This is a genomic window from Bacillus sp. HY001 (genome assembly GCF_007558965.1).
Classification (GTDB): Bacteria; Bacillota; Bacilli; order Bacillales; family Bacillaceae_G; genus Bacillus_A; species Bacillus_A mobilis.
In genome coordinates, this window is record NZ_VLTE01000011.1 from 1 (window position 1) to 18,636 (window position 18,636).

14 protein-coding genes are annotated in these 18,636 nt (G+C 37.5%); 9 read left to right on the forward strand and 5 right to left on the reverse strand.

Going from position 1 to position 18,636, the window contains the following annotated elements:
• Positions 1–270, forward strand: a 270-nt coding sequence (locus FOT98_RS07830; RefSeq protein ID WP_144290988.1) for a zinc ribbon domain-containing protein, incomplete at its 5' end; no start/stop codon positions are given.
• 74 nt (positions 271–344) lie between these two features.
• Here the strand turns inward: FOT98_RS07830 and FOT98_RS07840 are convergent.
• The gene (locus tag FOT98_RS07840) at positions 345–1,253 is read right to left on the reverse strand and encodes an EamA family transporter (protein WP_063262429.1); all 909 of its coding nucleotides are present in this window, start codon (positions 1,251–1,253) and stop codon (positions 345–347) included.
• A gap of 485 nt (positions 1,254–1,738) precedes the next feature.
• Here FOT98_RS07840 and ccdA point away from each other — a divergent pair, with 485 nt between their 5' ends.
• Both ccdA and FOT98_RS07855 read left to right on the forward strand, forming a co-directional pair.
• Positions 1,739–2,446, forward strand: coding sequence for a cytochrome c-type biogenesis protein CcdA (ccdA, locus tag FOT98_RS07850; protein WP_063262430.1), 708 nt, complete (start codon positions 1,739–1,741; stop codon positions 2,444–2,446).
• Positions 2,447–2,536: 90 nt separating this feature from the next.
• Positions 2,537–3,043: a CcdC family protein gene (locus FOT98_RS07855; protein ID WP_001028635.1), complete on the forward strand. Its 507-nt coding sequence runs from the start codon at positions 2,537–2,539 to the stop codon at positions 3,041–3,043.
• Between the two features lie 62 nt (positions 3,044–3,105).
• Here the strand turns inward: FOT98_RS07855 and FOT98_RS07860 are convergent, their stop codons facing one another.
• Positions 3,106–10,668 (reverse strand): DUF11 domain-containing protein, encoded by a 7,563-nt coding sequence (locus FOT98_RS07860; protein WP_063262431.1) that lies wholly within the window; start codon positions 10,666–10,668, stop codon positions 3,106–3,108.
• 275 nt (positions 10,669–10,943) lie between these two features.
• Between FOT98_RS07860 and FOT98_RS07865 the strand changes: the two genes are divergently transcribed.
• Positions 10,944–12,014 (forward strand): hypothetical protein, encoded by a 1,071-nt coding sequence (locus tag FOT98_RS07865; protein ID WP_063262432.1) that lies wholly within the window; start codon positions 10,944–10,946, stop codon positions 12,012–12,014.
• Positions 12,015–12,069: 55 nt separating this feature from the next.
• A complete protein-coding gene (locus FOT98_RS07870) occupies positions 12,070–13,125 on the forward strand; it encodes a hypothetical protein (protein ID WP_063262433.1) in 1,056 nt (351 codons plus the stop codon).
• 34 nt (positions 13,126–13,159) lie between these two features.
• On the opposite strand, the gene FOT98_RS07875 is transcribed toward FOT98_RS07870, so the two are convergent.
• Both FOT98_RS07875 and FOT98_RS07880 read right to left on the reverse strand, forming a co-directional pair.
• A complete protein-coding gene (locus FOT98_RS07875; protein ID WP_063262434.1) occupies positions 13,160–13,597 on the reverse strand; it encodes a DUF2621 domain-containing protein in 438 nt (145 codons plus the stop codon).
• A 103-nt stretch (positions 13,598–13,700) separates the two neighbouring features.
• The gene (locus FOT98_RS07880) at positions 13,701–13,997 is read right to left on the reverse strand and encodes a hypothetical protein (RefSeq protein WP_063262435.1); all 297 of its coding nucleotides are present in this window, start codon (positions 13,995–13,997) and stop codon (positions 13,701–13,703) included.
• A gap of 245 nt (positions 13,998–14,242) precedes the next feature.
• Between FOT98_RS07880 and FOT98_RS07890 the strand changes: the two genes are divergently transcribed.
• Positions 14,243–14,830 (forward strand): AAA family ATPase, encoded by a 588-nt coding sequence (locus tag FOT98_RS07890; RefSeq protein ID WP_144290989.1) that lies wholly within the window; start codon positions 14,243–14,245, stop codon positions 14,828–14,830.
• On the forward strand, positions 14,827–15,399 hold the full coding sequence (locus tag FOT98_RS07895; RefSeq protein WP_063262437.1) for a DJ-1/PfpI family protein: 573 nt from the start codon (positions 14,827–14,829) through the stop codon (positions 15,397–15,399). The genes FOT98_RS07890 and FOT98_RS07895 overlap by 4 nt, the downstream gene beginning before the upstream one ends.
• Before the next feature lie 13 nt (positions 15,400–15,412).
• On the opposite strand, the gene FOT98_RS07900 is transcribed toward FOT98_RS07895, so the two are convergent.
• A complete protein-coding gene (locus FOT98_RS07900; RefSeq protein WP_063262438.1) occupies positions 15,413–16,360 on the reverse strand; it encodes a class I SAM-dependent methyltransferase in 948 nt (315 codons plus the stop codon).
• Between the two features lie 194 nt (positions 16,361–16,554).
• Between FOT98_RS07900 and hutP the strand changes: the two genes are divergently transcribed.
• Complete coding sequence (hutP, locus tag FOT98_RS07905; RefSeq protein ID WP_000926516.1) at positions 16,555–16,995, forward strand: histidine utilization transcription antiterminator HutP; 441 nt, start codon at positions 16,555–16,557, stop codon at positions 16,993–16,995.
• Positions 16,996–17,098: 103 nt separating this feature from the next.
• Positions 17,099–18,616 carry a histidine ammonia-lyase gene (hutH, locus tag FOT98_RS07910; RefSeq protein ID WP_063262439.1) on the forward strand — a complete coding sequence of 506 codons (1,518 nt, stop codon included), beginning with the start codon at positions 17,099–17,101 and terminating at the stop codon, positions 18,614–18,616.
• Positions 18,617–18,636: the final 20 nt, after the last annotated feature.

The window sequence follows — 18,636 nt, forward strand, 5'->3', positions numbered from 1 at the left end:
GTATCATGGTCACAATTCAAAGCGATGTTGTTGTATAAGGCATGCTGGTATGGGAAACAAGTGATTGTGGTGTCGAAAACATTCGCTAGTTCCCAAACATGTTCGCATTGCGACTACAAAAATAAAGATGTGAAAAGCCTGAACCTGCGTGAATGGAAGTGTCCTTCTTGTGGTATGTATCATGATAGAGATGTGAATGCAGCGGAAAATCTGAGAAAAGAGGCCATAAGGCTCCTAACCGTAGGGATTACGAGGATTGCCTACTCATAAAACTGAGGGATACCTTAGTTTTCGTAGGAATCCCCCACTTCAAACAGCTCGTTAGAGTGTTAAGTGGGGGTAGTTCAAGCTGCCAAATTTTTTTGTGTATGATGTTTACGATAACGTCCACGCATTGCATAGGCAATTTGCGGGATTGCAATACCGATTAAAATAAGTGATACACCGAACCATTGTGAAGATAGCACAGCTTCTTTTAAGACGAATACAGACATAATTGTTGTAACCGGTAGTTCTGCTGCACCAAGAATAGTTGCTAAGCCAGAACCGATCTTTGGAATACCAATTGTAAAGGCAATAGAAGGAATAACGATACTAAATGTTCCTAAACCTAAACCGTATTTCCAAAGTCCTTCAGAAATTGCACCGTTAAAAATAAATGTTGGCGGGAATACAATCATTACTAAAGTTAAAGCGCCAGTCATTAAGAGAACACCGCGCGGTAATGAAGGTACTTCAACAGCAACTTTTCCGCTTACGAAAATGTATGTTGCGAATGTAACAGCAGATAATAAACCTAGTATGATTCCGGTCATATCGAAATCACCTGCTGATTTTTCTAGTAAACCACTTGATAAAAATGTACCTGCAAGTAAAAAAATAACGGAAATTACCTTTTCTCTTGAAGGTAATGTTTTTGTTGCGACTGCTTCAATAATAATTCCGACCCAAACGAATTGGAATAAAAGTATAATTGCAATAGAGGCTGGTACAGTTTTTAATGAAGCATAATAAAAAATTCCAGTGAAACTTGCAGATGTACCTGCAACGAATAAAATTAACGCTTGTTTTAATGGAACACGATGTCTAGAAAATAGAAGTGTAATAGCAAGCAAAATAATCCAACCGAACAAATATTGGCTGCCAATTACCTCTCCAAGTGAAAATCCTTCTGCATATGCAAGTTTAACGAAAATGGCTAAAATCCCATAACTACACGCTCCTAATAAAACTAAAAGAGAATAACGAAGCATGAAAAATTCCTCCCATCTATATGAAATTGTTCCTAACGGACATATATAACTAGAGGGAAGTATACAAAATTAAAAATAAAGGGTCAAATAAAAGAAAAGTGTGACATTTTATAGAATAATAATAAAAGTATGATATTTATGCATAATCTTGAAATTAATAATAATAAAAGTATTATAAAATCAGCTTTGTATTGTATAAAGATAGCATTTGAAAAAATATTTTTTAATTAATATGTATGTAGACGTACTTGTAACGTGCTAATCATTTGAGAAACTATGTTACCTTTGTTATGTTAATAACAATTAGAGAGGTTTCGTAGTTCAATTGAGATTTTTCTATATAATAGAAGGAAATGAAAACGTTTTTTTAGAAACTTTGTGAAAGAGTAGTTTCTCTTATTATTACGTTGGAAAAGTGATTTCACGAATTGTTCACAGTATTTTTATATGTTTTTGCTACAATATGTAAGGAGAGGAGTGGAACAATGCAAGATATTAGTATTTTTTTAGCGTTTGGCGCTGGTTTTTTATCATTTATTTCCCCATGTTGCTTACCGCTTTATCCGGCATTTTTATCGTACATAACAGGTATGTCGGTTTCTGAGTTGAAAGAAGAAAATGCAATGCTTCGCAAGAGAAGTATGATACATACAGCGTTTTTCTTACTTGGATTTTCAATTATATTTATTGCAATTGGATTTGGTACAAGCTTTATCGGAGGTATCTTTACAGATTATAAAGATTTAATTAGACAGTTAGGTGGTATATTTATCATCGCGTTCGGTCTTATTATTGTCGGTGTGTTTAAACCGAAATTCTTAATGCAAGACCGTAAATTTACGTTTAAAAATCGCCCGAGCGGATATTTTGGATCCGTTTTAATTGGATTGGCATTTGCTGCAGGGTGGACACCTTGTACAGGACCTATTTTAGTATCTGTCATTGGATTAGCAGCAACGAACCCAGAATCAGCAATGATTTATATGATTGCATACATACTTGGATTTGCTATCCCATTTTTCGTGCTATCATTCTTTATTACAAAAATGTCTTGGATTAAAAGAAATAGTATGAAATTCATGAAAATCGGGGGATACGTTATGATTGTCATGGGTATCTTCCTATACTTTAACTGGATGACGAAAATTATCGTATATTTCTCAAGTTTATTTGGTGGTTTTACCGGTTTTTAGTATTATTCTGTGAAAATGTTGGAAATACTAACGGAAAAGCATATAATGAAAGTATATTTTGCATATAGCCACAAAAAAGGATGAGAAAATATGAACATAGTTGTTTTATCCAGTATCGTTGCTGTTTGTATGGCTGTCGGTGCGATGTTTATTCGTTTAAAAGCAGCTAAGAAACCCGCAACATTGAAAAAAATTATACTTCCACCATTTTTTATGAGTACGGGAGCATTGATGTTTGTTTTTCCAGAATTTCGACTAACTCCAGCAGAAATATTAGAAGCAATTGGCGTCGGTTTGTTTTTCTCTATTTTTCTTATTAAAACATCTAAATTTGAAATTAGAGGACAAGAGATTTATTTGAAGCGTTCAAAAGCATTTGTTTTTATATTAATTGGATTACTTGTCGTACGGATTGTATTTAAAACATACTTAAGTCAATCCCTTGATTTAGGACAACTTAGTGGCATGTTCTTCTTACTGGCGTTCGCTATGATTGTGTCATGGAGAATTGCTATGTACCGTTCCTTTACGAAATTACAAAAGGAAATGGAAAAAGAAGATGGTTTTTATAATGAAAAAGATATGAAATTAACTTAAAAACTGTATATGTATAAAATAAAAAGACAGCGTTTTTTGACGCTGTCTTTTTATTTATATTGTTAACATCTTCTGTCCCAGCCGCGTCGTATAAAACGTTCCCCATTAAAGAAACAATTTAAATTTGGTGATACGAAAGGACCGATAAACGGAATAATATTTGGTTCTGTAGTCTCATCGACAGGGATAGGTGGTTTAGTAGGGTCAGGTCTTAGTGTATAGCGAATGCGAGCGGTATTTCGAATGAGACCATTTCTTGGCTCTGCTGTTACTTGAACAATAAAACGGACAACAACGGATTCACCTGGATTAACAGTTTCAATAAGAATACCAATAGTCGGATTACTTCCAGGACGTGAAACGCCGTTTACTGTTACTGAATTTGGATAGAAAGTAACTTCGGGAGGCAGTGGATCGGTAATGAGTACATTATTAGCAGGAATAGCGCCATTATTAGTAAAGGTAAGTGTATATGTGATGAAGTCACCAAGCTCCACGCTATTTACATTCGCTGCCTTAATAAATGTGTTTGGCTCATTAGGGTTTACTTCTATCGTAATTGGTGGTGTTGTTGTCGTTGTTGTGACAGGTGGTCTAGTAGGATCAGGTTGAGAAGTATACGTAATAGATGCGATATTTGTAATCATTCTATTAGCTGGAAGTGTAATAACCTGTACTTGGAATGAAATAGTTACTGATTCTGCTGGATTAAGAGTTCCGACTGGAATTCCTGTGGATGGATTTGCGTTTGGAACGGGAATGTTATTAATTGTGACACTATTTGGAATGAATGACGTGCCGGCAGGAAGTGAGTCTGTAACAGAGATATTAGTGACAGGAATCGTACCTTCATTTTGGAATGTGATAGTAAATGTAATCGTATCACCTACTGACACGATGGATTTATCAGCGGTTTTTATCGGATTAATAGTGCCAACGTTTACAGGGGTAATTGTAGTAGGTGTAGGCGTAGTAACGGATACAGGTGGCTTAGTAGGATCAGGTTGGTATTGGAAGGAAACGTTACCTTGGTTTTGAATTTCTCCGCTTGGTGGAATTGAAGTAACAAGGACACGGAAAGAAATCGTTGCGGATTCAGAAGGAGCAAGTGTTGAAATCGGGATGCCTGTGGATGGATTTGCGGTTGGTTGCGGCACATTGTTTATGGTAACACTATCTTGAATGAAAGAAGTACCGACAGGAATTGTATCAGTTACAACAATATTATTAGCAGGAATGGTACCTGTATTTTGGAGTGAAATCGTATACGTAATGATATCACCTAGTGTAACTGTTTCCGGCGTAGCTGTTTTTTGCGGATTTAATATAGCTGTATTTACATCCGTTGTGTTAATTGGAGTAGGGTCTGTAATGGTAATAGGAGGTTCACCAGGAACTGGTTCATATGTGAAAGTAACAGTTGCTTGATTTCGAATGATACCACCAGGTGGTACGCTTGTTACTCTCGCTTGGAATTGAACAGTAATTGTGTCGTTCGGATTGACTGTACCTACAGGTATACCCGCTACAGGATTTGCTCCAAGGTCTGGAAGGCCATTTATTACAACGCTACCAGGAACAAATGTTAACCCATTCGCTAACGGATCGGTAATGATGACGGAAGTTGCAGGGACTGATCCGCGATTTTGGAAGGTTACGGTATACGTTATGATTTCATTTATATCTACAATTTGTTTGTCTGCTAGTTTATTCGGGTTAGGTGTAGGTGTAATAACGGATACTTCAACAGTTGGAGTAGGATCTGTAATGGTAATAGGGGGTTCGCTAGGGTTTGGCTGGAATGTGTAAGTGACAGTTGCTGTATTTGTAATAATGCCGTCTGGTGGCAATGTTGTTACAGTAACTTGATAAATTAATGTAATAATTTGTCCTGGAGCTACTGTTCCGACATTTACACCACTACTTGGATTTACACCAGGTAAAGAAACACCATTTACAGAAACACTATTCGGTACGAAATTGGTTCCAGCTGGAGTAGGGTCTGTCATAATGACATCTGTCGCATTAATATTTCCTACATTTTGGAATGTGATTGTATATGTGATAGTATCACCGAGATTGATTATTTGAGGGTTTGCTTGCTTGTTAGGGTTAATGGTAACTTCACTTACTCGAGTTTTTGTAGCAGGTGTAGGTGTAGTAATAGATACAGGTGGTAAGTTTGGATCTGGCTGATATTGGAATGAAACGGTGCCCTCATTTTCAATAAAACCTGTCGGCGGTATCGATGTTACTTGTACTTGGAAAGTTACGACGGCCGAGGTGTTAGGTTCTAATGTACCGATAAGAATTCCAGAACTAGGGACGGTACCTGGTTGTGGCACGTCATTAATCATTACACTATTTGGAATGAAAGTAGTACCAGCTGGAATAGGATCGGTTACAAGTACATTCGTGGCAGGGACAGTTCCTGTATTTTGTAAGGAGATTGTATAAGTGATTGTGTCACCTAATAACGCAAATACTTTATCAGCGGATTTTGTAGGATTCGTTGTCGCTGTGTTGACATTTGTAGTAGTAGGGGGCGTTGGAGTAGTTACTGTTACTGGTGGTTCTCCAGGATTAGGTTGGAATGTGTAGGTGATAGTAGCTTCATTTACAATAATTCCGTTAGGTGGTATGGAAACAACGCGAACTTGGAATGTTAAAACAACTGATTGACTAGGGTTTAATGTGCCCAGAGGGATGCCAAGAGCTGGGTCAACATTACTAGTTGGTATACCATTAATTGTAACGCTATTTGGAATGAAAGTAGTTCCTATTGGGATGGGGTCTGTAAAAACGATGTCTGTCAGTTGTACAGTTTGTAAGTTTTGGAAGGTAACGGTGTACGTAATAATATCACCTATATCAACGTTGTTTCGATCAGCTGTTTTCGATGGATTAATAATACTATTAATGATTTCAGTATTAACTGGTGGTGTTGTCTCTGTTTCTGTAATAGGAGGTTCATTTGGATTAGGCTGAGATGTAAAGTTGACTGAACCAACATTTGTAACAACCCCGTTAGGCGGTATATTTGTAATCGTTACTTGGAATGTGATGTTTACTATTTGATTCGGTTGTATAGTACCGATAGGTATTCCGACACTTGGATCAATACCTGGTTGTGAAATACCATTTACTGTAACGGAATCTATAATAAATTGTGTACCTACTGGTGGTGGATCAATGACAGATACATTTGTCATAGGAATATTTCCGATGTTTTCAAGAGTGATTGTATACGTGAGTACATCTCCAATGTTAGCAACTGATAAATCTACTGTTTTAGTTGACTCTAACTCTGCATTTTGTACAATTGTTTCTGCGATTGGAGTAGGTGTGGTTGTTGTAATAGGCGGAAGGGTAGGGTCTGGTTGAGATGTGTAAGTGACATTTGCTTCATTTGAGATAATACCATTTGGTGGTAGAGCAGTTACTTGTACTTCTAAAGTAACAGTCACTATTTGTCTAGGATTTAATGTGCCAACTGGGATTCCTGTTTCAGGGGTCAAGTCAGGTTGTAAAATACCGTTAATCGTAATGCTTCCAGGAATAAATGTAGTTCCAGTAGGGATAGAATCTGTAATAATGACATCAGTTGCAGGTATATTACCAGAATTTTGAAGGGTGATTGTATAAGTGAGTGTATCGCCAATACTTGCAAACTCACGGTCTACTGTTTTTTGCGGATTCGGGTTAGCGGTACGAACCGGTAAAGTAACAGTAGGAGTCGTTTCTGTCGTTGTAATAGGTGGTTCACTTGGGTTAGGTTGAGAAATATAGGTTACAACTGCCATATTTTCTATTTTTCCGTTAGGTGGAATAGCATTTATTTGTACTTGGAACGTAACCGTGACAGTTTCGCCAGGGTTAACAGTACCGACGGGAATACCTGTGATTGGGCTTACGCCAGGTTGAGGAATATTATTTACTGTAACGCTATTCGTAACAAAAGTTGTACCAGGTGGCAAAGAATCTGTAATTGTTACACCTGTAGCAGGGATGGTTCCTTGGTTTGTAAATGTGACAGTATAAGTTACGATATCACCAATTTCTGCAAACGTAAGGTTTGCAGTTTTTGTTGGACTTATGACTACAGTTTGAATAGGAGTCGTAGTTTCAGGAGTCGTTTCTGTTTTTGTGACGGGAGGTAAATTTGGATCCGGTTGATAATTAAATGTGACACTTCCTTGATTGCGTATTTCGCCGCTAGCAGGGATGTTTACTACTCGTACTTGGAAAGTAATCGTCGCTCGTTCGGACGGCGCTAAAGTTCCAAGTGAAATTCCTGATGCTGGATTGGTTCCTGGTTGAGGAATACCATTAATCGTAACACTATCTGAAACAAATACAGTACCAGCAGGGATAGAATCAATCACGGTTATATTCGTAGCAGGGACAGTACCGGTGTTTTGAAATGAGAGTGTATAGGTAATGATATCATTTAATGCAACGAAGGAACGATCAGCTGTTTTTTGTGGATGTAGTGTTGCTGTATTAACTGCCGTTTCTGTTTCAGGAGTTGTAATAGTTGTTGTAACAGGAGGTTCATTCGGATTTGGCTCATATGTGAATGTTATATTTGCTTGGTTTCTAATGACTCCCCCGGGCGGGATGCTATTTACTACACCTTGGAATGTAACTGTAATACTTTGACCAGGATTTACAGTGCCGACTGGAATACCAATTTCGGGATTTTCTCCAAGCTGGGATGTTCCATTCACGACAACGCTACCAGGAACGAATGAAACACCAGATGGAAGTATATCTTTCACAATAACATTTGTAGCGGGCACGGTCCCCCTATTTTGAAATGTTACGGTAAAAGTAATCGTATCTCCTAAATCAGCAATTTGTCGATCTGCAGATTTTGTAGTCGTCGGATTTGGATTGTTAATTGGGATGCTCACACTTGGAGTGGTGGTAGTTGTTGTAACGGGGGGCTCACTTGGATTCGGTTGATATTGATAAGTGAAGGACGCTTGGTTTCTAATTATTCCATCAGGTGGTAAATTTGTAACGACAACTTGGTAGGTGATTGTTTTTGTTTCTCCGACAGAAATAGTGCCGAGTTGTAGTCCGAGTGCTGGATCGGAACCAGGATTTGAAACGCCATCAATCGTAACACTATTGGGAACGAAAATAGTCCCGTTAGGTGTAGGGTCTGTAACGACAACATTTGTAGCTGGAACTGTCCCATTATTTGTGAATGTGACCGTATAGGTAATCGTATCACCTATATCAGCAACTTGTTTATCTGCAGATTTTGTAGGTGCTGTAACAACGGTCCCAACTTGTGTTTCCGTTTTAGGAGTAGGGGTAGTTTTTGTAACAGGGGGTTCATTTGGGTTTACAATATGATTAAATGATACACTGCCCTGGTTTTCTATAAGGCCATTAGGTGGCACACTTGTAACTTGAACCTGGAATGTAATTGTTTTTGCTTGATTTGGATTTAAAGTGCCGATTGGTATACCGTTTTCAGGATTACTGTTAGGTTGTGAGACACCATCAATCGTGACACTATTTGGAATAAAAGTTGTACCGTTTGGGATTGGATCTGTTAGTAAAATATTCGTAGAGGGAACAGTGCCGTTATTTTGTAAACTAATTGTATACGTAATAACATCACCAATATCAACGAAATTACGATTAGCAGATTTTGTAGGGTTAACCGTAGCGGTATTAACAGCGACTGTAGTAGGTGCTGTCGGTTCGGTTGTTGTAACAGGCGGTTTTGTTGGGTCTGGCTGATACGTATATGTCGTTGAAGCTTCGTTTGTAATAACGCCGCTAGGGGGAATTTGTGTAACAAGAACTTGAAATGAGAGTGTTTTCGTTTCACCGGGATTAATTGTTCCAATTGGAATTCCTAGTGCTGGATTTGAATTTGGAACGGGAGCATTATTTAAGACTACACTGTTCGGAATGAATGCTGTACCAGCAGGAATTGTATCATTAAAAACTACATTCGTAGCAGGTATCGTACCATCATTGGTAAAAGTAATCGTATACGTAATAATATCACCAATATCAACAGCAGTTTTATCTGCCGTTTTAACAGGATTTGTAATAGCAGTGTTAACAGGAGTAGTGGTGGGTGGTGTAGGATTTGTTGTTGTAATAGGTGGTTTTGTTGGATCTGGTTCATACGTAAATGTTGTGGTTCCAATATTTCGAATTAAGCCATTCTCTGGGAGAGAAGTAACTTGAACTTGGAATGTAACTGTAGCGGTTGTACTAGCAGCAATTGTTCCGATTTGTATACCACCAGCAGGATTTACACCAGTTTGTGAAGCGCCGTTAATTGTAACGCTATTCGGAATAAATGTAGTGCCATTTGGAATAGGATCAGTTACAATAACGTTCGTCGCAGCGATATTTCCTGTATTTGGTATAGTAATTGTATACGTAATAATATCACCAATATCAGCAATTTGTGGACTAGCAGTTTTTGTTGGATTTACAATTGCAGTTCGTACAGAAGTAGTTGTTGGAGGTGGTGTTGTCGTAGTTGTCGTTGGAGGTTCAGTAGGGTTCGGTTGCGACGTAAATGTTATATTTGCTTCGTTAGTAATCGTTCCGTTAGCTGGAAGAGAAGTGACTTGAACTTGAAATGTGACAGTTGTAGTTTGACCAGCAGGAATCGTACCTAAAGGAATATTTGTTGGTGTTACGCCGGATTGTGTCGTTCCATTCACTGTAACACTGTTTGGAATGAAAGTAGTGCCAGTAGGGATAGGATCAGTGATAGAAACATTCGTTGCTGAAATGTTACCGTTATTTGGAACAGTAATCGTATACGTAATGATGTCACCAATATTCACAATTTGTTGGTTTGCATTTTTAGTCGGGTTAATGATAGTAGCATTGATTTGTGTTTCAACTATATTACTTGTAGAGTTTCTGTTAATTGGTGGTTGGTTTGGTGGATTATATTGAAAACTTGAAGTGGCACTATTTGGAATAGGGTTTGGTGTAGGTAGGGTATTAACTCGAACTTGAAACGTAATTGTAGCATTCCCGTTTGCAGCAATCGTTCCTACATTTATACCGGTAGCAGGATTATCTGTAGTGGAAGTACCATTAACTGTAACGCTATCTGGTACGAAAGATGTGCCAGCAGGAGGTGTATCTGTAATGATAACATTATTAGCAGCTAATGGAGCTTGATTTGTAGCGGTAATTGTATACGTAATCGTATCACCGACGGTAGCAATTGTTTTATCTACTGCTTTTGTTAATGCGACATTAGCTGTGAAAATATCTGTATCAACTATATTGCTGGTTGTTGTACGTGTGATAGTGGGTGCGTTAGGTGCAGGTTGAAATTCATATCCAAATGATGCTATGTTACTAGCGACAGGTGGTGTAGGAATACTAGTTACATCTACTTGAAAAGTAATTGTAACAGATCCACCAGCCGGAATATTATTGATAGGAATACCAGTTGAGGGATTGCCAGCTGTTGGAGTGCCATTAACAGTTACACTGTTTGGAACGAAAGTGGTGCCAGCTGGAATAGGGTCTGTAAATGTAACGTTTTGGGCAGGAAGTGTACCAGTATTTTGGACAACGATTGTATAGGTTAAACGACTTCCTATTGTTGCTATTGCCATTAGATTCGTCCTTTCTAAATAAATTTAAATCCGATCAATAGTTAGAAATTTACAAATAGCATCGATTCAAAATTTAAAACGGGTTCTATTTGTAAAAAAACATGAAAAATGTGCTCGTCATTGCATCCTATTCAAATATAAATGAATAGGAATAGGCAACGACTTTTTTTTTGCCTAAATTAGCTCGTATGTATATAAATGGAACTTTTTCGTTTTGCTTGCATTAAATGAAATAGCGAGAAAATATTACTTTTAATAGAAAGGAAGTGAGGTTGTTGGCCTTTGTACAAACATATACAAAAACGGATTCTTTATTAATGGTGCATACAGGAAATACAGTGGGGATGCGTGGTATTACAACAGCGACAGCTTATCAATACAACGCATTAATTACAAGAAATACTGGGTTAACTTTTGCGGGGGTTCCGTCTTCAACGGATCCATTAACTTTTGCAGGAACGACGGACGATTGGACATTAAATGGCTCTTGGGCAAGGCTAAATCCTTCACTAACAGACGTACCAGCAACAGCAACTATAGATTTTGCGATGTTAGTTTGGCAAGGAACATTGAGTGCTGCTGTGACCGAGGCGGTGGTTAATAGTAACATTCCTACTTTTCAAACACCGGATGGCGTACAACATACAATTACAAGTGTTCCATCTTGGGGGGAGACTAGGTCAAGTGGAACATTTCAAGGTACCCTTTATACACGTGCAGCAAATGTAACAAGCATTCTACAAGGACTTCCAAATCGAGCGACAGGAGATTATTTTGTTGAAAGAGTTCCGACAGCAAACCCGCCAGCGCAAGGAACAGGGGTGGGCTGGGCATTAGTTGTTGTATATCGTGATAATTCCTATCCAATAAGAAACGTTAGTTTATATAGTGGATTACTTATTTCTACATTGGGTGAGACAGCAACGATTTCAAATTTTATCACGCCCGCTACAGCACCGGTTAACGCTCGTGTATTTACAATGGCGTTAAATGGTGATACAGATGCAACAGCAGATACATTTGTGTTAAATGGTACAGCGCTTGTGGGTCCTAATAATGCCAATCCTAATTTTTTCGCTTCGCAAGTCAATAATTATGTAGGGAATTTAAATACAATTGGTAGCTTTGCAGACCGAAATATGCCCATTGGAACTGCGGCAAACAATCGGCGCGCTGAATTTGATGTGACGAATGTTCCTGCTAATGGTGTATTAACAGCTGGGTCAACTTCTACGACAGTTAATATCCCAAATACATTTGATTATCTTTATGCTGGTGCTGTAGGTTTACAAATAGAGTTAGGAGAGGCTCGTCTATCTGCTACAAAATCGGTAACTGTAAGTTAAAGGAATTGAAAATATTACGGGGAAATCCCTTTTATAATAATAGGAGTGAGTTTTATTGGCCTTCGTTCAAGCTTACGGAAAAAATGATAATTTATTTATGATGCATACGGGAAATACGATGGGAATGCGCGGTACTGCTAATACAAACTTTGCTTACAATGCACTTATAACATTAAATACTGACACCACTTTTGGAGGGGTTCCTTCATCAACAGATCCAAATACATTTGGAGGAACGACGAATGATTGGACATTAGATGGCTCATGGGCTGAATTAACTCCATTAACTACTATTGTTCCAGCTACCGCGGTTGTAGATTTTGCATTACTTGTTTGGTCCGGTGGATTGGATACGGCTGTTACAACTGCTGTTGTTGATGCGAATCCTCCAAATTTAGTTACGCCTGATGGAACTAGTACACAAGTGACCATTAATTCAGCATGGTCATCAGAAGGGACGAATTTACCCTTTATAGCTAATGTTTATAATCGAGCAGCAGACGTTACATCTTTACTACAAGGGTTACCAAATCGAGCAGCAGGAAGATATAGCGTAACAAGATTACCTACACGTCAGCCAGTTGGATATGGTGCTGGATGGTCGTTGATTGTTGTATATCGTGACTCTTCATATCCAATGAGAAATGTGAGTTTATTTCCAGGTTTTTTATTATCAGGTACACCACAAACTCTTTCTGGATTTTTTACACCAGCTACAGGGACGGTGACAGCAAGGGCTTTTGTAATGGCGATGAATGGTGATCCGAATTTTACAGGTGATAATTTTCAATTGAATTCTGTGACATTAACGGGACCAAATAATCCATCAGGGAACTTTTTTAGAGGGCAAGTAAATGATATTGATGGGAATTTAAACACAATTGGTAGTTTTGCAGATCGAAATTTTTCTGGAACAACTACAAATGCAAATGCAAGAGCTGAATTTGATATTACAAATGTAAATGCAACAGGTTCTATTGCATCAAATACGACATCCACACAAGTGAATATTACAGGAACAGGTGATACGATTTATATAAGTGCGGTCGGATTACAAATAGACTTAGCAGAAGCTAGATTAACAGCCGTAAAATCAGTAACTGTAAGTTAAAAAAAGATTGCTATAAGCTAGCAATCTTTTTTTATTAGAGGGATTTTGTTAATAAAGTTTTATAGTTAGAATAATCAATCTCTTTTTCTTGTAGTTTTTTCACTAAAAATTTATGGTCGCGCTTTGGTGTAGCAATAATATACCCTTTAATAATTAAATCTTGTGTAATTTGAGAGGCTTTTTCTTGTAATGCTAGTTCTCCGATTTTTCCGGCAATTTTTGATTTAGCAACATCGCGAAATAGTTCTGGAACAGGACTTACGAGCTCTTCTAATAATTGTTTTTGTTCGTCATCCCATAAATGCCTAGTTTTATTAATATAGTGCTCTTCCCAATCTAATATAGACATACCATCTTCTTTTGGTAGTCGTTTTAAAAATTTTCTGAACATAAAGTATCCACCGATAGACATAAGTCCTAATAAAATAACAGTCCATAGCACAATAAACCAACTGAACCATCCTTCGAGCAAGCGTATTCCCCCTTAATGATTGCGGTTTTCTTTTATTCATATTATAAACAGTGAGATTCATAGAAAGCAAGAACGCTTGGTCATTTTGACCAAGCGTTATCATTTAAACAAAGTATAGTTGTTCAACACATAAATTGTTACTATCATCTTCTACATATTCAATGATTAATGTGCCAACTTTACGATCTTTATCTTCAGTTGTGAAAATAGAGTAAGAAGTAAAACGTGCTGTTGAGAGGCCGCTTATATGTGTAGGTAAAGAAATGTAGTCGTTATCGCGGAAGAATTCCATTAGTTCAATATCCTCAAATTCTTTTCGGTCAACTTGTTTGTTTGTATAGCGGCGTTGAAGTTGTTTTAAAGACTCATTCCAAGAAATTGCTTTTGTGTCGTATACCATTGTTCTATCTCCTTACTGTATGTAATAATTAAGAACATACGTTCTAAACTAGTATACTCTTTTTATTAGAAAAGGGAAAGCAAAAAATAATGTAAGCTTGGATTTCCAAGCTTACATTATCGATGCGTCCGTCATAATCTCTAATTTTTATTATAAGTTAGATAAGAATAAGAAACAAGATGATATATATATTGTTGATGGTTTTCAAAATTCTGTATATTATAGATGTACTAAAGCGCAAGGGAATGAGAGGGATGGCATATGTAATTTCACTTCAAGGACCGATGGCAAGCGGAAAAACAACATTGGCTAAAAGGTTAGAGCGATGTGGACTTTCAGTTATATATGAAAATCCTTATCCAATTGTAGAAAAGCGAAAGCAATTAAATTTGGATATGAATTCAAAAGAAGGATTTATTATAAATCAAAAAATGTTTATCGAAGCAAAAACCAAGGAGTTTCAAAATGTGAAAGATTCAGTCATTATTTTTGATCGTGGACCTGAAGATATTGAATTTTATACACTTTTTTATCCAACGCTTATAGGGAAAGAGTGGGATATAGAAACTGAATTGAAAGATGAATTGTATAAATTAAGAGAATGTCGTTCAGATGCGATTTTTTATTTAGATGTGACGAAAAAGAATGTATATGATAGAAAAAATAATGATAGGACAAGAAACCGAAGTACATTTGAAGAGAAATTTAAATTAGTAGAAACTGAAAAAGAATGGTATAAACAATTTCCTGTAACTTATGTGGACACGAATACATTAACGGTGGATGAGTTAGAAGCATATTTTATGGGCTGGTTAAAGGAGAAAGGACTATGAAAAAAATATTATTATTCGTATACCCAACATTTGCGGAGTTTGAAATAACAGTAGCAACAGCATTGCTGAAAAAGAAATATGAAATCATTACTGCGGGCTTAACAAAAGAGTTGATTATAAGTGAAACAGGTTTGCAAGTACAACCGCATATAGAATTAAGTGAAGTGCGTGTAGATGAATATGAGGGGATTATCATTCCAGGGGGAGACGCAGTACATATGAAAGACGCAGATATTCTCTTTTCAGTCATTCGCCAATTTTCTGAAAAAGAAAAATTAGTAGCTGCGATTTGTGCTGGACCGTATGCGTTAGCAAGAGCAGGTTTATTTAAAGGGATTTCTTATACAGCGACTATAGATTATCAAAAGTTAGATTGTTTTCCAGTAGAAAATTTTGTGTATGAAGAAGTTGTGCGATACTCAAATATTATTACAGCACAGGGGCATGCATTTGTACCATTTGGAATAGCGATTGCCTCTTATTTTGGAGTAGCGAACGAACATAATATAAATTTTTACGGTGGTAAGGGCAATATGATGATGGAGAAACTTTTACATGAGAATGTGTAAAAGCTAGCATTTGCTAGCTTTTTTCTTTTTTACATCGATAAATGGCTAACGTTTTCGGGTCGCGCCATATACCGTTATGAAGTGACAATTCATTTTCTACTTCTTTTTTTAGCCATTCCTTCATTTCGGCGTGAAGATATGTATTATCAGGTATATTTAGCGATGGAAACATGCTAGAAATATAGTTTACAATCGGAGTAGCATGATGAAAAACGAGAGCATTATGCATAACTGCTTCTTCAACAGTTGGAAAAACAGATTGTAATATCTCTTTACCATTTTCTAAACAAAATGGAGTGACTGAAGATGTTGTTTTCGGTAAATCAAATGCGTCTAACATGCGGTTACACATTTCAACTATACGAGGTAATGTAACGTCAGAATTTGTTGTAGCTAAAAGTGAGCCTCCGGGACGAATTACTTTATGGAATCCTTGAACTGTTTTTTCGACATCTTTCATGTGATATAACATATGTCTTGCGATGACCCAGTCATAGCAATTAGCTTCAAAAGGAAGTTTACCAGCATCACCTAGTCTCCATTCAATTATGCTATTCTTTATTGCAGCTTCAGAAAGCATCGTTTTCGATTGATCAAAACCGGTTAGTTGACCTTTATGACCGTTAGTTTGTAAAAGGGAAAGAAAATTTCCATTAGCACACCCAACCTCTAATATTTTTTCTTCTCCTTGAAGTTGTAAGTGTTCCATGACGAGTTCATCAAAATTCATTTGTTTTTCTTCGTAATGTTTATGCGTATCGATACGTGTCTGTAAATGGTTGCTTACGTTATATTGGCGTTTTACATCATTCATTTTTCCACATTCCACCTTCGTGCAAAATTGCTGAATCGCGTGTGTTAATACGTCGGTTTTCCTTAAACCTTCGTAATGGAGTGCAGCTTCAAACCTTTCAAGTAATTTTTCTTCAATTCGAAAATGAATATCTTTTCGCTTCTTCATTGAAATCTCGCCCCTTTGCATCTGTTAGTGAGACTATAGCACGCCTGAAAAATTCGTGTAAATAATTTGTGTACACAAATGGAGGGGATGAAAAAATTGTTCGAATGTGAGTTTAAACTATTGACGATTTAACCGTTTTCATATATTCTTAAATTAAGAAATATTCAAATAATTAAAAGAAATGAGAGAGTCACATGCTTCTTCAAGGAACACATCGAATTGGTCGTATGGCCATGCTGTTGGCACTTGCGGATGAGAATGAAAGCCCTGTATTATCTATTCCGAAAGGTTGGAAGTATTGTACAGGGAAAGTGGGTTCGATGAATTCGCAAAAAGTTGTAGCAGCAATGGAAACAGCGGCTAAGAGCAACCAAGTTATTGAAACAGACGTTTACAGAGAAACACATGCACTTTATCATGCAATTATGGAAGCTTTGTACGGAGTGACGAGAGGTCAAATTCAGTTAGCAGACGTTCTTCGTACAGTAGGACTTCGATTTGCGATTGTGCGCGGTACACCATACGACGGAAAAAAAGAAGGCGAATGGGTTGCTGTTGCATTATATGGAACGATTGGTGCACCTGTAAAAGGATCTGAGCATGAGGCGATTGGTTTAGGAATTAATCACATATGATTTGCCCATAGTCTATTAGTTAGAAGGGGGCCTTACTTTTTTAGGACAGAAGTCTGTCTTAAAAAGATAAGGTCCCCTTTTGCCTTTTTAAGGAGGAAAAAGAATGATTACGTTAACAGGACACACATTGACAATTGAAGAAATGAAGAGGCTGTTACTTGAAGGAGAAGGTGTAACAGCTTGTCCAAATAGTATGCAAAAGGTGGCGGAGTGCCGCGAAGTAGTTGAGAAAATTGTAGAGGACGGAAAAGTCGTTTACGGTATTACAACTGGATTTGGAAAGTTCAGTGACGTGCTTATTCAAAAAGATGATGTAAAGGCACTTCAACACAATTTAATTCAGTCACATGCATGCGGAATAGGCGATCCATTCCCTGAAGAAGTATCACGCGGTATGTTAATTTTACGAGCGAACACGATGCTTAAAGGCGTATCTGGCGTTAGACCGCTTGTTGTAAATATGCTTCTTGAGTTTGTAAATCGTAAAATTCACCCAGTCGTTCCGCAACAAGGTTCACTTGGAGCGAGTGGCGATTTAGCACCTTTATCTCATCTTGCACTTGTATTATTAGGAGAGGGTGAAGTGTTCTATAAGGGGAAACGCGTTCATGCGATGGTTGCTCTTACAGAAGAAGGTCTTGAGCCGATTGAACTTGAAGCGAAAGAAGGGCTTGCATTAATCAATGGTACACAAGCGATGACAGCGCAAGGAGTTCTTTCTTATATAGAAGCAGAAGCAACGGCTTATCAAGCTGAATTCATTGCTTCGATGACAATTGAGGGATTACAAGGCATTATTGATGCATTTGATGAAAATGTTCATAAAGCGCGTGGTTATAAAGAGCAAGTGGAAGTAGCGAGCAGAATTCGTGACATCCTTCATGATAGTAAATTAACAACAAAACAAGGGGAACTACGTGTACAGGATGCATATTCACTTCGTTGTATCCCGCAAGTACACGGTGCTTCTTGGCAAGTTTTAAATTATGTGAAAGAAAAATTAGAAATTGAAATGAATGCAGCAACGGACAATCCACTAATCTTTGATGGTGGGGAAAAAGTAATTTCGGGTGGAAATTTCCATGGTCAACCGATTGCGTTTGCGATGGACTTCTTAAAAGTAGGAATGGCGGAACTTGCAAATATTTCGGAGCGTCGTATTGAGCGTTTAGTAAATCCGCAATTAAATGATTTACCTCCATTTTTAAGTCCAGAACCAGGACTTCAGTCTGGTGCAATGATTATGCAATACGCTGCAGCGTCACTTGTTTCTGAAAATAAAACGTTAGCACATCCAGCGAGTGTTGATTCAATCCCGTCATCAGCTAACCAAGAAGATCACGTAAGTATGGGAACAATTGCTTCACGCCATGCACATCAAATTATTCAAAATGTAAGACGTGTTCTTTCAATTGAGATGATTTGCGCGATGCAAGCAGCAGAATATCGCGGTATTGAAAACATGAGTACAGTGACGAAGAGCTTCTACCATCAAGGTCGTCAACAAGTACCTTCTATTACAAATGATCGCATATTCTCAACGGATATTGAAAATATTACGCACTGGTTAAAAACGAATTATTCGATAAAAGAAAGATTAGATGTAAACGCAGCACTATAAAATGAGAAAAGGGAGAGATT

Bases quoted from the DNA above. Each gene is read 5' to 3' on its own strand.
- FOT98_RS07855 (WP_001028635.1), top strand. From the start codon at position 2,537: ATGAACATAGTTGTTTTATCCAGTATCGTTGCTGTTTGTATGGCTGTC.
- ccdA (WP_063262430.1), top strand. From the start codon at position 1,739: ATGCAAGATATTAGTATTTTTTTAGCGTTTGGCGCTGGTTTTTTATCA.
- FOT98_RS07900 (WP_063262438.1), bottom strand. From the start codon at position 16,360: ATGAAGAAGCGAAAAGATATTCATTTTCGAATTGAAGAAAAATTACTT.
- FOT98_RS07840 (WP_063262429.1), bottom strand. From the start codon at position 1,253: ATGCTTCGTTATTCTCTTTTAGTTTTATTAGGAGCGTGTAGTTATGGG.
- hutP (WP_000926516.1), top strand. From the start codon at position 16,555: ATGCTTCTTCAAGGAACACATCGAATTGGTCGTATGGCCATGCTGTTG.
- FOT98_RS07880 (WP_063262435.1), bottom strand. From the start codon at position 13,997: ATGGTATACGACACAAAAGCAATTTCTTGGAATGAGTCTTTAAAACAA.
- hutH (WP_063262439.1), top strand. From the start codon at position 17,099: ATGATTACGTTAACAGGACACACATTGACAATTGAAGAAATGAAGAGG.
- FOT98_RS07860 (WP_063262431.1), bottom strand. From the start codon at position 10,668: ATGGCAATAGCAACAATAGGAAGTCGTTTAACCTATACAATCGTTGTC.
- FOT98_RS07895 (WP_063262437.1), top strand. From the start codon at position 14,827: ATGAAAAAAATATTATTATTCGTATACCCAACATTTGCGGAGTTTGAA.
- FOT98_RS07890 (WP_144290989.1), top strand. From the start codon at position 14,243: ATGAGAGGGATGGCATATGTAATTTCACTTCAAGGACCGATGGCAAGC.